Source organism: Serratia sp. AS12 (assembly GCF_000214195.1).
In the GTDB taxonomy this organism is placed as follows: Bacteria; Pseudomonadota; Gammaproteobacteria; order Enterobacterales; family Enterobacteriaceae; genus Serratia; species Serratia plymuthica.
Window position 1 is genome coordinate 4,950,997 of record NC_015566.1, and the last position, 15,993, is coordinate 4,966,989.

The following is a 15,993-nucleotide window of genomic DNA, read 5'->3' on the forward strand; positions in this document are numbered from 1 at the left end:
TCCCCTTGTGCCAAGGCTATGGAAAAAAGTGCTCTCAAAATAGGGCAACCCTGACACGAGGTTTTACATGAACCAAGCAGTACCCCAAAATTCTACCGTTGTGGCCAAATTCGGCGGCACCAGCGTTGCCGACTATGAAGCCATGAACCGCAGCGCCGACGTCGTGCTCGCCAATCCGCAAGTGCGCCTGGTGGTCCTGTCCGCTTCGGCGGGCGTCACCAATCTGCTGGTCGCGCTGGCTGAAGGCTGCGATGGCGACAAACGCAGCGCCCGGCTCGATGAAATCCGCCGCATCCAGTACGCCATTCTCGACAGCCTCGACAAGCCGGCGGTGATCCGCGACGAAATCGACCGCATGCTGGAAAACATCGCCATGCTGTCCGAAGCGGCAGCGCTGGCGACCTCTACGGCGCTGACCGACGAGCTCGTCAGCCACGGCGAACTGATGTCCACCCTGCTTTTCGTTGAGATCCTGCGGAGCCGTAACGTGCAGGCTGAGTGGTTTGACGTGCGCAAAGTGATGCACACCGACGATCATTTCGGCCGCGCCACGCCGGACAGCGCCGCATTGAACGAACTCACCCAAACCCTGCTCAAACCGCGCCTGCAGGAAGCGCTGGTGGTCACTCAAGGCTTTATCGGCAGCGAGCCGAAGGGCCGTACCACCACGCTGGGCCGTGGCGGCAGCGATTACACTGCCGCCCTGTTGGGCGAAGCGTTGAACGTCAGCCGGGTAGATATCTGGACCGACGTGCCGGGCATCTACACGACCGACCCGCGCGTTGTCCCTACGGCGAAGCGCATCGACAGAATCACCTTTGAAGAAGCGGCCGAAATGGCCACCTTCGGCGCGAAAGTGCTGCACCCGGCTACCCTGCTGCCGGCAGTACGCAGCGATATTCCGGTGTTTGTCGGCTCCAGCAAAGATCCGTCCGCCGGCGGCACTCTGGTGTGCAATACCACCAAGAACCCACCGCTGTTCCGCGCATTGGCGCTGCGCCGCAAACAAACCCTGTTAACGCTGCACAGCCTCAATATGCTGCACGCACGCGGTTTCCTGGCTGAAGTGTTCAGCATTCTGGCACGCCACAATATTTCGGTGGATTTGATCACCACCTCCGAAGTCAGCGTGGCGCTGACCATGGACACCACCGGCTCCACCTCCACCGGCGGCAGCCTGCTGACCACCTCGCTACTGACCGAGTTGTCGTCGCTGTGTCGGGTAGAAGTGGAGGAGAACCTGGCGCTGGTGGCGATAATCGGCAACAAGCTTTCCCAGGCCTGCGGCGTGGGCAAAGAGGTGTTCGGTGTGCTTGACCCGTTCAATATCCGCATGATCTGCTACGGCGCCAGCAGCTACAACCTGTGCTTCCTGGTACCGGGCGATGACGCCGAACAGGTAGTACGTACTCTGCACCACAATCTGTTCGAATAACCGGCTCTCATCCTATTGCGGGCGCAGCAGGCTGCGCCCCAACGTCTAAAAAGGCCGTTCATCATTCGCAGGGGTCCAGCACGCTGAGCCCGCAAAAAACACAACGCCATCCCACCGTTCCCTTTTTGGCTAAGGAAAACCGTATTCATGCTGGCATTACTAACCCGATTATTCCCTCTGTGGGCGGTGCTGCTCGCCGTCGCCGCCTACGCTACGCCCACCACCTTCACCGGTATTGGCCCGTACGTCAGCCCACTGCTGATGCTGATCATGTTCGCCATGGGCGTCACGCTGCGGCTGGATGACTTCAAGCGCGTGCTGTCGCGCCCCGCTCCGGTGGCCGCCGGCATCTTTCTGCATTACCTGATCATGCCGCTGGCGGCCTGGTTGCTGGCGATGCTGTTCCATATGCCACCGGATCTTTCCGCCGGTATGGTGCTGGTCGGCAGCGTCGCCAGCGGTACCGCTTCCAATGTGATGATCTATCTGGCAAAAGGAGACGTTGCGCTGTCGGTGACCATTTCGGCGGTCTCCACGCTGGTGGGCGTATTCGCCACGCCGTTGCTGACCCGCCTGTATGTCGATACCGAAATCAGCGTCGATGTCATGGGCATGCTGCTGAGCATCCTGCAGATCGTCGTGATCCCGATTGGCCTCGGCCTGATCGTGCATCACACCTTTACCAAAACGGTCAAACGCATTGAGCCTTTCCTGCCGGCGCTGTCGATGGTCTGCATCCTGGCGATTATCAGTGCAGTGGTCGCAGGTAGCCAGAGCCACATCGCCTCCGTCGGGCTGGTGGTGATCATCGCGGTGATCCTGCATAACGGCATCGGACTGCTGAGCGGCTACTGGGGCGGCAAACTGTTCGGCTTCGACGAATCCACCTGCCGCACGCTGGCTATTGAAGTCGGCATGCAGAACTCCGGGCTGGCGGCGACGCTGGGCAAGATTTACTTCTCACCGCTGGCCGCGCTGCCGGGTGCCCTGTTCTCCGTGTGGCATAATCTCTCCGGCTCGCTGCTGGCAGGTTACTGGTCCGGGCGGCCAATCAAGAAAAAATAATCTCACTCCGGGGCGCAGCCATTTGCGCCCCGCTCCACTTCTGCGAAATTTCGTATTTCCTCCCGGTTGGATTGTCAGAATTATCCCCATCCCTTATTATCCCCCGACAAAATAAAATTCAGATTCTTCTTAATCCTGCCGATAACCGGGAGTAAGAGCGAAAAAGAAAAAACCCTACAAGTGGGTCTTATTACCTCCTTTGAGGTAATTAATGGGTATGCATTGAAAAATAAAAACAAGCAGCCTAATTATTATTAGTAAGAATAAAAACCCACCTTCTTATTTGCCCTGAGCAATAAAAGAACCCCGCAATGTGATTGTCGCTCGCTGTTTCGGGCCGGCCGCCGGCCGTCCGTTATTGACCTCATGGATTGAGCAGGCTGCCCCGGCGGCTTCTCATAATGGATTACAATGATTAAAAAAACTGCCGCCCTGGCGCTGCTGTTCAGCACCGCACTTCCCGCCGCTACCCTGCCCGAAATGGGCGATTTTTCACCGATGAGCGAATCACGTCGCGCCCTGCAAGACAGCACGCGTGAAGTGAATCAGCAGATAGAACAGCGCCGTTATCAGCAGCTCAAGCAGCAACAATTGTTGGCGGAACCTGCGCCTGCAGCCCCGGCGCTACCGCATTCTGCGCAGTGCCTGCCGATCGCCGGCGTGTATTTACAGGGGATCACCCTGCTGTCTGCGCAGGATTTGGCGGCGCTAAGCGCACTGCCGCAGCGCTGTATCAGCAGCAATGACATTAACCGACTGACGCGCGAATTAACCCGCTTATACGTTGATAAAGGCTACATCACCGCGCGTGTGCAATTTATTCGCCCTAATGCCGATGGCGAATTAGGGCTGCGGGTCACCGAAGGGTTTATCGAAAAAATAGAGGGCGGCGACCGCTGGGTGAATAGCCAATTATTATTTCCAGGGCTCGAAGGCAAGCCCTTGAAATTAACTCAGCTCGATCAGGGATTGGATCAGGCCAATCGTTTGCAATCAAACAAAACCCGGCTGGATATATTGCCCGGCACCCAAACGGGCGGTTCTATTATTCGCCTGAATAACCAGCACGCCAAGCCCTGGCAACTGACCGCCACGGCGGACAATTATGGCCAAAAAACGACCGGTCAGTGGCTGGCGCGTACGACCGCCACGCTGGACAGCCCATTCGGCCTGTCGGATTTCGTCAGCCTGAACGCCACCAGCACGCTAACAGATCCGGCACAGCGCTATAACCGTGCCTACACCCTGCTTTATTCCCTGCCCTATGGCGCTTTCACCTTTAGCGGATTCGCCAGCTATTCGGAATACGTGAACCATCAACAGCTGACGTTCAACCGCTATAAGCTGCACGGCCAGACTCAGCAATACGGCCTGCGCAGCGACTATGTGTTTTACCGCGATCGCGATCAGATCAACACCCTCAGCGGCCAGCTCACCCATAAACGCATCGACAACTATTTTGACACCGTGCGCATCGGCCTCAACAGCCCAACGCTCAGCCTGTTTGAACTGGGGATCAACCACCTGCAGATCCTGCCCACCGGCCTGATCAGCGCCAACCTCAGCGTGGAACAGGGATTACCCTGGTTTGGCGCGGACCGCCACGCCGCTGCCGGGCTACCCGACGCTCAATTCACCAAGGGCAAGCTGTTTGCCAACCTCAGCCAACGTGTGCAGCTTGCCGGCTCAACTTATCAGCTGAGTAACCTGCTGTATGGGCAATACAGCCGCGACAGCCTGCCTGGCGTGGAATGGCTCAGCCTGACCGACCGCAGTGCAGTCCGCGGGTTCAGCCGCAGCACGCTGTCCGGCGACAACGGTTGGTATCTGCAAAATACCCTGTCGCGCAGCTTCAACCTGGGCCAGAGCACCCTCACCCCGCGCGTCGGCGCCGACGTCGGCCGGGTCCTGCCGCGCGACAACCGGCCATCGGGCTGGCAAAGCAGCGCCGGTCTGAGTACCGGTGTCACTCTGCGTTACCAGCGGGCAATTCTCGACGTAGAAGCCAGCCGTGGCTGGATCCTCTCCGGGCACCCGATGCCCGATGATCCGATCCAGCTACTGGCGCGCTTCTCATACACTTTTTAGTCAGCGGTTTTTTGCACTACCACAGCGATATAGGGAGATACATGGATGAAAAACAATAATTTCAGGCTTTCCGCAACGGGCAAGCTGGCCGCGTCACTGGCGATCATTCTCGCCTCGTACGGCGCCGGCTACGCGGGGGAGATCGTGGCGGCCAACGGGGCTAATGGCCCCGGCGTTTCAACCGCCGCCACCGGCGCGCAGGTAGTCAACATCGTGACGCCCAACGATCACGGACTGTCGCATAACCAGTATCAGGACTTTAACGTCAACCAGCCTGGCGCCGTGCTGAATAACTCACGCGACGCCGGGCTGTCGCAGCTGGCCGGTCAACTGGGTGCCAACCCAAATCTGAATGGCCAGGCAGCCAGCGTGATCCTCAATGAAGTGATCAGCCGCAACCCGTCACTGTTGCACGGCCAACAGGAAATTTTTGGCATGGCGGCCGACTACGTACTGGCGAATCCGAATGGTATCAGTTGCGATGGCTGCGGCTTTATCAATACCAGTCGTTCATCGCTGGTGGTGGGTAACCCGTTGGTCGAAAACGGCATGCTGCAAGGCTACAGTACGCTGGGCAACCGCAATGTCTTGAGCCTGGAAGGTAAGTTGAACGCCGGTGGCGTGCTGGATCTGATCGCGCCGAAAATCGACAGCCGTGGCGAGGTGATCATCGCACCGGTATTCGATAAAAAAACCGGAAACATGGTGTCGGATATTAATGCCATCAGCGGCAATAACCGCGTATCGCGCGATGCGCGAGTGCTCAGCAGCGAGCAGCCGCTGAGTGCACTGGACAGCTACTACCTCGGCAGCATGCAGGCCGGGCGCATCAACATCATCAACACCGCAGCAGGTAGCGGCGTGAAGCTGGCAGGCAGCCTGCGGGGCAGCGACGACATCAGCGTGAAAGCCTATGACATTCGCGCCGAAAGCCAGATCAGCAACGCCGGCACCCAGCATGACAGCAGTGAGAACTACCAAAACTATCGCGGTGGCATCTACATCAACGACCGCAGCACCACTCAGAAACTGACCCGTACCGAGCTGGCGGGCAAAAATATCAGCCTGCTGGCCGATAACAACAACCACCTGACCGCTACCGATATTCGCGGCGATGAGATAAAGCTGCAAGGCGCCAGCCTGACGCTCGACGGCCAACAACTGAAGCAAACCCAGGGTCAGACCAACGACCGATGGTTCTATTCCTCGCAGTACGACGTTACTCGTGAAAATGAGCAGCTCCAGCAGATTGGCAGTACCATTACCGCGACCAAAAACGCCACGCTGACTGCCACGGTGCAAGATGTGAAGTTGCTCGGCGCCGCGGTTGCAGCAGGCGACGCGCTAAAAATCGAAGCCAGGCGCGATGTGCAGATCGCCGGGCTGGTCGAGCGGGACAAAACCAGCGAACGCGGTTACCAGCGCAACCATACTTCCAGCCTGCGCACCGGCAATTGGAGCAACAGCAACGAAACCGAGAGCCTGAAGGCCAGCGATTTGCACGCCGGCGGTGAGCTGGATCTTACGGCCGGCAATAGCCTGATCACTCAGGGAGCCAAGCTCCATACGAAGGGCAACCTCACGATAAACGCCAAAGAACGGATCAACATCGGCGTACAAAAGACCGTCAATACGAAAACGGTTAGCGACAATACAACCTCATGGGGCGGGATCGGCGGCGGCAATAATAAAGACAACAGCAACCGCCGCGAGATCAGCAACGCCTCCGAACTGGCCGCCGATGGCGTATTGAGGCTTAACGGCAAACAGGGCGTGACCATTACCGGCAGCAAAGCGCGAGGCAAACAGGGCGGTTTCGTTGAAGCCACCGCAGGTGGTCTGCGTATTGATAACGCCCTCAGCACTACCATAGACAAGATTGATGCCCGCACGGGCACCGTTTTCAACATCACCAGCAGCTCGCAGAAATCCAACAACAGCCACCAGCAGACGAGTGCCAGTGAGCTGGTTTCCGATACCAATCTGCAGTTGGTCAGCCATAAAGATACCGACGTGGTGGGTAGCCAGGTGAGCAGCGTCGGCAAACTGGACGTCCGCTCCGGCGGCAATATCAACGTCAAGACCGCCGAGCAGCAGCAAAGCATCGACGAACAGAAAACTGCGCTCACCCTCAACGGCTATGCCAACGAGAAAGGCGATAAACAATACCGTGCCGGTCTGCGCATCGAACATACCCGCGACAGCGAGAAAACCACCCGCACCGAGAACCAGGCAGCCCTGCTGAGCGGAGGCAGCGTGGCGCTGAACGCGGATAAAGACGTGACCTTCAGCGGTTCCAAACTGGTCACCACCCAGGGCGATGCCAGTATCAGCGGCGATAATGTCGCTTTCCTGGCGGCCGATAACAAAACCGCCTCTGACACAGAACAAACCAACATCGGCGGCGGCGTCTATTACACCGGCGGCATCGACAAACTCGGTTCCGGCATCGAAGGGGGCTATGAGAACAGCAAAACCCATGCAGAAAGCAGCAAGGCCGTCACCTCCGGTACCCATGTCGCAGGCAACCTGACCATTACCGCTAAAAATCGGCTCACCCAGCAGGGCGCGCAGCATCTGGTAGGTGGGAAATATCAGGAAAACGTCGCCAACGTCTCCCATCTTGAGGCCACTAACAGCGAAAGCAGCACTACCCGCAAAACAGACGTCGGCGTGGATATCGGCGCTAACGTCGATTACAGCGCTGTCACCCGCCCGGTGGAACGCGCGGTGGGCAAAGTTGCCCAGTTGGATGCCAACGGCGTAATTAACGAAATCGGCGGTATCGGCGCGCCAAATGTCGGGCTGGATATCGGCGCCAAGGGCGGCAGCAGTGAAACACACACCGGCGATTCAAAGGCGGTAGTCAGCAAAATTACCGCCGGGGAGATAGAGGTGACCGCCACCGGCGAGATCCACGATCGCGGTACCCAATATCAGGCGACTCAAGGTGCAGTCACGCTGACGGCGGACAGCCATCGCAGTGAGGCGGCGGAAAACCGCCAACAGGAAAACCAAAGCGAAACTCACGGCAGCGCCGGCTTACGCGTCTATACCACCACCGGTAGTGATTTGACCGTTGACGCCAAAGGCGAAGGCAGTAACAAACGCAGTGACAGTTCGGCCAGCCAGGCGGTCACCGGCAGCATCAGCGCCGCCAAGGGTATCGACATCCGGGTTAAAAAGGACGCCGTTTATCAGGGCACCGCACTGGACGCCGGTGACGGCAAGGTGCGGGTGAAAGCCGAAGAGGGCAGCATCCGTTTTGATCAGGCCACCGATACCCACCATGAGAGCCACAGTGGCCTCACGGTCAAAGCCTCGGCCAAAGGCGGTTCCACGCCAGAAACCAAAAACGTTGGCGTCGGGTTAGGCGGTGGTCGCCACCAGGGTGAAAGTGACGGCAGTAGCGCACACGTCAGCAACATCGGCGGCAAACAGGGCGTGGAGCTGGACGCAGGCCAGGACCTGTCGCTGCAAGGCAGCGTGCTGAGCAGCGACGGTGACGTTACGCTCAAGGCGGGCAATCAGGTTGCACTGACGGCGGCAAACGCCCACCAGACGCGTAAAGATGACAGCCTGTCGGGCAATATCGATCTCGGTGGCAACAGCACCGACTCCGCCAAAAAGAGCGGTGGCGGCATCTCCCTTGGCGGCGCATTTGATATCGCCAAGGTGGATGAAGCCTCCAACGCCCATCAGGGCGGCAAGATCACCAGCGGCGGCGCAGTTAAGATTACCGCCGGCGGCACGGGGCGTAACGCGTTGCATTTACAGGGGGCTGAAGTCACCGGTAATAGCGCTACGCTCGAAGCGAAAAACGGCGGTATCGTGCTGGAATCAGTGCAGAATCAGGAGCAGAAAAACAATCTGAACCTGGGGCTGAAGGCCAACGCCAAAGGCGGTCAATCCTTCAACAAGGATGCCAACGGCCAGGTTGATGCCACCAGCGGCAGCGACCCCCACACCCTGGGTGCCGGCGTGAAGGTCGGCGTGGATAAACTGGAGAAAACCACTCAGGGCAATACCCTGATTAACGCCGGGAAAGTGACGCTCAACAGCGGTAAAGATACCCGACTGGCCGGCGCCAGGGTGGATGCCGATCAGGTGCAGGGCAAGATCGATGGCGATCTGCACGTCGAAAGCCGCAAAGACAGCGAAAGCAGCGTGAAGGTCAATGTGGATGTCAGCCTGAGCCACACCAACGATCCGGCCAGCAGCATCACCTCCAAATTGTCGAAAGTGGGCACCCCGCGCTATGCGGGTAACGTGAAAGAGAAGCTGGAAGGCGGCATCAATAAAGTGGCCGACGCGACCACCGATAAGTACAACAGCGTAGCGCGTCGCCTCGATCCGAAGCAGGACACCGCCGGGGCGGTCAGTTTCAGCAAGGCCGATGGCAAGGTGACGCTGCCGGAAGCGCCGGCGGGTGCAAAAGAGAAAGGCCCCTTGTGGGATCGCGGCGCTCGCTTCCTGGGCAACAAGTCCAAAGAAGCCCTGACCGGCCCTGCCGGGCTGCAAGGGCAGTTCAAGGTGAACGCCGATGTGGTCGATAACGATGCGGTTGGCGTGCAGTCCGCCATCAGCGGGAAACATGGCGTTGCGCTGAACGTGCAAGGCGAAACCCACCTGACCGGCGGTGAGATCCGTAGCCAGCAGGGCCAGGTAGCGCTGGGTAACGGCAAGGTGGAACAGCAGGACGTGGCGGGCAACCGCTATCAGGGCGGTGGGCATCTTGATGCGGCGGCGTCTGCCGGCGCGCTGCTCGGTATTGCCGGTAAAAGCGCGGTCAAACTGGAAACGCCGGTTGGCGGCTACATCAATAATCAGGCCGCCGATGCCAAGGCGGGGGTCTTTTCGGGTAAATAACCCGCGTTAAATAAACCTGGCACTGCCCCCGGCCTAACCGGGGGCATTTTTTTACAGCGTGCTCGGCGTATCGTCCCACTCACGCTCATCATCGCGCTCATCCTGATCCAACACGTTATACGCCACGGCGCAGAACAGCGAGTTCAGGCGTTTCATATCCCCCAACAGCCCCAGATGCAGCGAACTGGTTTCGATACTTTGCACGTTTTGCTGATGCAGACGATCGACGTGCGCATGCGCGTAGCGGCGATCCAGAATGCGAAAACGGTGTTTGGAGCGTCGCAGCCGTTTGGCGCTGGTAAGATCGCCGGACAGGAATACCGACAGGCTCAGGCGCAGGTTGCCGACCAGCCGCTCGTGCAGCGTATCCAGCTCCGCCAAGCCTTCCGCCGAGAACGCCCGCCGCGCCGCGTGCGATTTCGCCGCCACGTCGCCGGTCATGCGCTCAATGATATCCCCGGCTTGCTCCAGGTTCAGCGCCATTTCGATGATTTCCGCCCAACGGCGCGAATCCTCTTCGCCCAAATCCTCTTTCTGGATCTGCGCCAGATACAGCTTGATGGCGGTATACAGCACGTCGACATCGTCGTCCAACCGCCGCACCTCTTTATCCTGCCCATTCTTGCCGTGCAGCACTTCGCGGAGCAGGATCATCATGTGTTCCACCACGTCGCCCATACGCAGGGTTTCACGCGCCGCATTGGCCAGCGCCAGCGTCGGCGTATCCAGCGCGCTGGCGTCCAGGTGTCGCGGCCGCAGGCGGGGATCGTCGGCCGCCACGTCGGCAATCAGGGTTTCGCATAAACGCGCCATCGGCCCGGCCAACGGGATCAGTATCAGGCAGCGGATCAGGTTGTAGAAGACGTGAAAATAGATCACCAGTTCTTCGTTTTCGCCCGGCAGGCGGGTCATTACCTCTGCCAGATAAGAGACAAACGGCAGCACCAGCACGCAGCCAATCAGCTTGAACAACAGGCTGCCGAGCGCCACCCGACGGCCGGCGGCGTTCTGGCCGCTGGTATTGATGACCGCCAACAGGCCACTGCCGAGATTGGCGCCAATCACCAGACACAGCGCCACTTTCAGCGAGATCACGCCGGATGCGGTCAGGGTGGCGGTCAGCAACACTGCCGCCAGGCTGGAATAGCTGACGATGGCGAACAGCGCGCCGGTAAGGGCATCCAGCATCACGTCGCCGGTCAGCGACGAGAACAGCACTTTCACACCCGCCGCCTGGGTAATGGGCGTCGCGGCGGCCACGATCAGCTCCAGCGCCAGTACGATCAGCCCGAGGCCGATGCACACGCGCCCCATTTGGCCAACCCGGGTTTGCTTGCGGCTGAGGAACAAGAAAACGCCGACCAGAATCAACAGCGGCGACAGCCAGGAGAGATCGAAGGTCAGCACCCGTGCCATCAAGGCGGTGCCGACGTCGGCACCCAGCATGATCACCAGCGCAGGCGCCAGCCCCACCAACCCTTGCGCGACGAAAGAGGTGACCAGCAGCGCGGTGGCGTTGCTGCTTTGTACCAGCGCGGTTACGCCGATACCGGAGACGAACGCCAGCGGTTTTTTCTCGACGCTGTCGCTCAATACCCGGCGCAGGTTAGCGCCGTAGACCCGCATAATCCCGGTGCGCACGATGTGGGTACCCCACACTAACAACGCCACGGAGGAAAGCAGGTGGAGAAGGGTCAACACGGAAAATACGCTCCATTAACACCCGGCAGGAAAAATCAAATCCATACCCTATGAATTTCGGGCTGCAGGACGGCGGCAAGCGGGTGAATCCCCAGGAGCTTACTCAAGTAAGTGACTGGGGTGAGACCGCGCGGCCAACACACCTGCAGCTTGAAAGGCGACGGGTATAGCAGGCTATCCTGCCTGCCGGGCGGTAGTCGGGCAGGACAGCGGTAACAGGCTGCAGACCGCATATTGGAGGGTTAACGCAACGGCAGGAATTACCCTGGAGTTATCATTGATTGCCGCAGCGAAGTCATGCAACTTCCCGTAATGTAACAGTTTCCAAGTGTAGTCCAATTTCGCTGCCGTCGGGCCGCAAATCCTCGACCGACCGGTTGAGCGCGTCAACCAACAGCTCAACGCCACGAACCTGGACACGGTAGCGTACCACATTCCCCAGCAGGCTATGGCTGAGGATCATCCCCTCGATCCCCTGCCCGGCCGGCAGCAGCGCGATGGATTCAGGGCGTATCGCCACCTTGCCGGCGTAGCTGCGGCCGGTGAGCGCGCTCGCCTGTTCGGCGCTCAGCAGATTGTAGTTGCCGATAAACCCGGCGGCGAAGACGTTAGCCGGCTGGGTATACAGGGTTTCCGCATCACCGCTCTGCACGATTTGGCCCTTGTTCATCAGCACGATGCGATCCGACAACGTCAGCGCCTCTTCCTGATCGTGGGTGACGAAGATTGCCGTCAGGTTCAATTCACGCTGGATACGGCGGATCTGCTCGCGCAGATGCTTGCGGATACGTGCGTCCAGCGCCGACAGCGGCTCGTCGAGCAGCAGCAGACGCGGGCGGGTCACCAGCGATCGCGCCAGCGCTACCCGCTGACACTGCCCGCCGGACAGTTGATGCGGATAACGCTTCGCCAGTTCGGTCAACTCCACCAGCGCCAGCACTTCCTCTACCCGATGCTGGATCTGCCCGGCCGCCAGTTTCTGCATTTTCAGGCCAAACGCCACGTTGCCTTCAACGGTCATGTTCGGGAACAGCGCATAACTCTGGAACACCATACCGATGCCGCGCTTTTGCGGCGGCACCGGCACCAGATCCTGGCCCTGCAGCAAGATTTGCCCGCTGTCGACCGATGTCAGTCCCGCCAGGCAACGCAGCAGCGTGGATTTACCGCAGCCGCTCGGCCCGAGCAGCGTGACGAACTCGCCCTCCTCGGCGGTAAAATCGATATCCTGAAACACCTGGGTCTGGCCGTAGTGTTTGTTGAGGCGGGTGACAGTGAGATATGCCATGCGTTAGCCCTTATTTTTATTCAGCAAATTCGCCAGTAAGGTGACAATCAACACCACGGCGAAATAAGAAATGACCAGTGCACTGGTGAAGTGGCCGCTGCCGTTGCGCATGTTATAGAGGTAAACCTGCAGCGTTTCATACCGGCTGCCCACCAGCAGGTTGGCGAAGACGAATTCGCCAATCAGGAACGAGAACGACAGCAGCACCGCAATCATTCCGCCCTTGCGCAGGTTCGGCAGCACCACCAGCAGCGCCGCCTGCCAGGTGCTGGCGCCCAATAGGTGTGCAGCGTCCATCAGATCGCGCAGGTTGATCGCCTGCATGTTGTTGCTGATGGCCCGGTAAATAAACGGCAGGGCAATCGAGAAGTAGCAGCCGATCAGGATCCAGGGCGTGCCGAGCAGCGGCAGCGGATCGGCGGCGAACAGCTGCATCAACCCGACCGCCGACACCACCGGCGGTACGGCGAACGGCAACAGGATCAGCACATTCATCACCGCGTCCAGTTTGGGAAAATAGTACGCAATCACGAACATCATCGGCAAAATCACCACCACCGCCAGCACCAGGGTGCCGAAACAGATCAGCAATGAGTGCCACAGCGCCAACAGGAAACGAGGATCGCTCCACAGCGCCGTCACCCACTTCAGGGTAAAACCGTCCGGCAGGATGGTGGCGCCCCACTGAGTGGCCAGCGCGTAAATCAGCGTCGCCGCCAGCGGTAACAGCAGGATCAACAAAAGCAGACTGGTCACCACGCGGTGGTAGCCGGTTTCAAAACGGGACATGGCCGCCCTCCGCAACATTATGAGCGCGCATTCAGGTAACTCCTGCGCAACAGCCATTGGTGGATCAGGGTAATGAACGCCATCATCGCCACCAACAGCATCGCCAGCGCGCTGGCCAGGTTCGGATCGAGGGAAATATCCCCCGCCACCAGCGACGAAATACGTATCGGTATCACGTTGAAATTACCGGTGGTCAGCGCATATACCGTGGCATAGGCACCCAACGCGTTAGCCAGCAAGATGACAAAGGTGCCCATCAGCGCCGGCGCCAGCACCGGCAGGCCGATATGCCGCCAGTAGCGCCACGGGCTGGCGCCGAGCAGCGAGGCCGACTCGCGCCAGTCCTCACGCAGCGCGTCGAACGCCGGGTACAACAACAATACGCCCAGCGGGATCTGGAAATAGGTGTAAAGCACGATCAGCCCGGTTTTGGAGTAAAGGTTAAAGCTCTCCATCAGGCCGTATTTGCGCAGCAGCAACGTCAGGCAGCCGTTCAACCCCAACAGGATGACAAAGGCGAAGGCCAGCGGCACCCCGGCAAAGTTGCTGGTCATGTTGGTAAACGACATCACAAAATCGTGGAACCGCGTCTGACCCAATTGACGCAGCGAGTAGCTGCCGACCAGGGCAATCAGCAGCCCGTAAACGCTCGACCAGAGGGAAATCTCCAGCGAGAACTGAAACGCCTGCAGATAGAACGGCGAGGTCAGGACGTCAACGTAATTGCCCAGCCCCCAACCGCTGGTCTGGCTGAAAAAACTGCTGACCGCAATCCACACCAGCGGCGCGATTTGAAACGCGCCGAACAGCAGGATAAACGGCAGCAGGCACAGCGCGGCAATCCACTTAGCTTTCATTATTCACCCTTATGCCAACAGCGCACGGCAACGCGGTTTGTCGTGCGCTACCTGCAGTACCTCGCACAGCGTGCCGCACAGGTCGGTTTGCTGCGGGTTGGCGTCGTTCTGGCTGAAAGCCGCACCGAACACGAACAGCGGCACCTGTCGCTCCTCCGGCAATACACCGCCGTGGCTGCGGTCGTCATTCATGCCGTGATCGGCCGTCACCATCACCTGATATCCGGCACTTAGCCAGTCGCCCAGATAGCGCGACAGCACACCGTCGGCATTGCGCGCCGCGTTACGGTACTGCGGTGAAGACAGGCCGAAGCGGTGTCCGGCATCGTCGATGTTCATCGGATGGATCAGCAGGAAATCGGGCTGATGACGGCGGCGCAGGCTTTCGGCATCGTCAAACAGATGGGAGTCCGGGTAGCGGTCGTCGTAATAAAAATGGCCGTGCTGAATGGGCAGCCCGGCATCGTCGGTATGGCGATCGCGCGCGGCGTCGAACGGGGTACGGTTATACAGCTCACTGAACCAATGGTAGGCGGCCGCAGCGGTAGTCAGCCCTGCGGCGCGCGCATAGTGAAACACGCTTTGCTGATGCGAGAGGCGCGATACCTGGTTATGCACCACGCCGCTCTCCACCGGCGGCACGCCGGTGAGGATGCATTCATACAGCGGCCGAGAGAGCGAAGGCAGCTCGCTCTCCAGCTGATACAACCGTCCGCGCCCTGCCGCACACTCGGCCTGCAGATACCCCATGGCGTCATGCGCCACCTGATAGTTCAGGCCGTCCAGCAGTACGAGGATCGTTTTCATGATGGCTTAACTCACTGCTGCATAAACATAATGACGTTTTCCTGCCACTGGCGCGGCAGCGTTTTGGCGCTTTGTTCCCAGGCTGCCGGATCGGCGATCGGGTGGGCGTTTTTATACTGTTCGGCCGGCAGCAGCTTGGCTTTTACGTCGTCCGGCAGCGTCAGGTGTTCCGCACGGATCGGGCGAGCATAACCGCGCGCCAGATTGATCTGACCGGCGTCGGAGAAGATGTATTCACGCGCCAGCTTGGCGGCGTTCGGGTGTTTGGCGAATTTGTTGATGATGGTGGTGTAGCCTGACGTGATTGAGCCGTCGGACGGGATCAATACTTCAAAACGGGTTTTGTCGATCTGGTCACGGTAGTTCAGGCCGTTAAAGTCCCACACCACGCCGACCTGCACTTCGCCTTTTTCCAACGAGGCGATCACCGGGTTGCTCAGGCTCAGGCGCCCGGCCTTGGCCAACTTGCCGAAGAACTCCAGACCCGGTTTCAGGTTTTTCTCGTTGCCGCCCATGGCGTAAGTGGCCGCCAGCACGCCGCTTGCCGCCTGCGAGGCGGTACCGACGTCACCGATGGTGACCTGATAAGTGCCTTTCAGCAGATCGGCCCAGCTATGCGGGATCTCTTTCACCTGCTGTTTGTTGATAATGAAGGCAATGGTGCCGGTATAGGCCAGCGCCCAATGGCCATCCTTGTCTTTCGCCCAGCCAGGCACCTGCTCCCAGGTGGACGGCTTATAAGGTTGGGTTACCCCTTTTTGCACCGCGATGGGGCCGAATGCCGCGCCCACATCACCGATATCCGCCGTGGCATTGCCCTTTTCCGCGTCGAATTTGGCGATTTCCTGCGCCGAGCTCATGTCGGTATCGAGATGCTTGAGGCCGTACTTGCTCTGCAGATCCTGCCAGGTGTCTTTCCAGTTGGCCCAGCTGTCCGGCATGCCGACGCTGTTGACTTCACCTTCCTTCTTGGCAGCCTGCTCCAGCGCAGCCAGATCGGGATCCGCAGCCCAGCTCATCTGGCTGGTCAGTACAATGGCACTGGTTAACACAGAAGCGCACAAACGTTTCATAACAGATGCTCCAGGTGGTAG

The 15,993-nt window shown here is 59.3% G+C and carries 10 protein-coding genes; 4 read left to right on the top strand and 6 right to left on the bottom strand.

What is annotated here, in order from left to right; all coding sequences use genetic code 11:
• The first annotated feature begins 67 nt into the window (after positions 1-67).
• The 4 genes from lysC (at position 68) to SERAS12_RS22895 (ending at position 9,457) form a co-directional block, all read left to right on the top strand.
• Positions 68-1,435: a lysine-sensitive aspartokinase 3 gene (gene lysC, locus SERAS12_RS22880; RefSeq protein WP_013814762.1), complete on the top strand. Its 1,368-nt coding sequence runs from the start codon at positions 68-70 to the stop codon at positions 1,433-1,435.
• Between the two features lie 147 nt (positions 1,436-1,582).
• Positions 1,583-2,500: a ketopantoate/pantoate/pantothenate transporter PanS gene (gene panS / locus SERAS12_RS22885; protein WP_013814763.1), complete on the top strand. Its 918-nt coding sequence runs from the start codon at positions 1,583-1,585 to the stop codon at positions 2,498-2,500.
• A gap of 411 nt (positions 2,501-2,911) precedes the next feature.
• Positions 2,912-4,588, top strand: a complete 1,677-nt coding sequence (locus tag SERAS12_RS22890) for a ShlB/FhaC/HecB family hemolysin secretion/activation protein (protein ID WP_013814764.1) — start codon at positions 2,912-2,914, stop codon at positions 4,586-4,588.
• A gap of 45 nt (positions 4,589-4,633) precedes the next feature.
• Complete coding sequence (locus SERAS12_RS22895; RefSeq protein ID WP_013814765.1) at positions 4,634-9,457, top strand: hemagglutinin repeat-containing protein; 4,824 nt, start codon at positions 4,634-4,636, stop codon at positions 9,455-9,457.
• Between the two features lie 51 nt (positions 9,458-9,508).
• Here the strand turns inward: SERAS12_RS22895 and SERAS12_RS22900 are convergent, their stop codons facing one another.
• The 6 genes from SERAS12_RS22900 to SERAS12_RS22925 form a co-directional block, all read right to left on the bottom strand.
• The gene (locus tag SERAS12_RS22900; protein ID WP_013814766.1) at positions 9,509-11,158 is read right to left on the bottom strand and encodes a Na/Pi cotransporter family protein; all 1,650 of its coding nucleotides are present in this window, start codon (positions 11,156-11,158) and stop codon (positions 9,509-9,511) included.
• Between the two features lie 295 nt (positions 11,159-11,453).
• Positions 11,454-12,446, bottom strand: coding sequence for an ABC transporter ATP-binding protein (locus SERAS12_RS22905; protein WP_013814767.1), 993 nt, complete (start codon positions 12,444-12,446; stop codon positions 11,454-11,456).
• 3 nt (positions 12,447-12,449) lie between these two features.
• Entirely contained in the window at positions 12,450-13,235 is a 786-nt protein-coding gene (locus SERAS12_RS22910; protein ID WP_013814768.1) for an ABC transporter permease, read from the bottom strand.
• Positions 13,236-13,252: 17 nt separating this feature from the next.
• Complete coding sequence (locus tag SERAS12_RS22915; RefSeq protein ID WP_013814769.1) at positions 13,253-14,092, bottom strand: ABC transporter permease subunit; 840 nt, start codon at positions 14,090-14,092, stop codon at positions 13,253-13,255.
• Positions 14,093-14,101: 9 nt separating this feature from the next.
• Complete coding sequence (locus SERAS12_RS22920) at positions 14,102-14,899, bottom strand: alkaline phosphatase family protein (protein WP_013814770.1); 798 nt, start codon at positions 14,897-14,899, stop codon at positions 14,102-14,104.
• An 11-nt stretch (positions 14,900-14,910) separates the two neighbouring features.
• A complete protein-coding gene (locus SERAS12_RS22925; protein WP_004948876.1) occupies positions 14,911-15,972 on the bottom strand; it encodes an ABC transporter substrate-binding protein in 1,062 nt (353 codons plus the stop codon).
• Positions 15,973-15,993 lie beyond the last annotated feature (21 nt).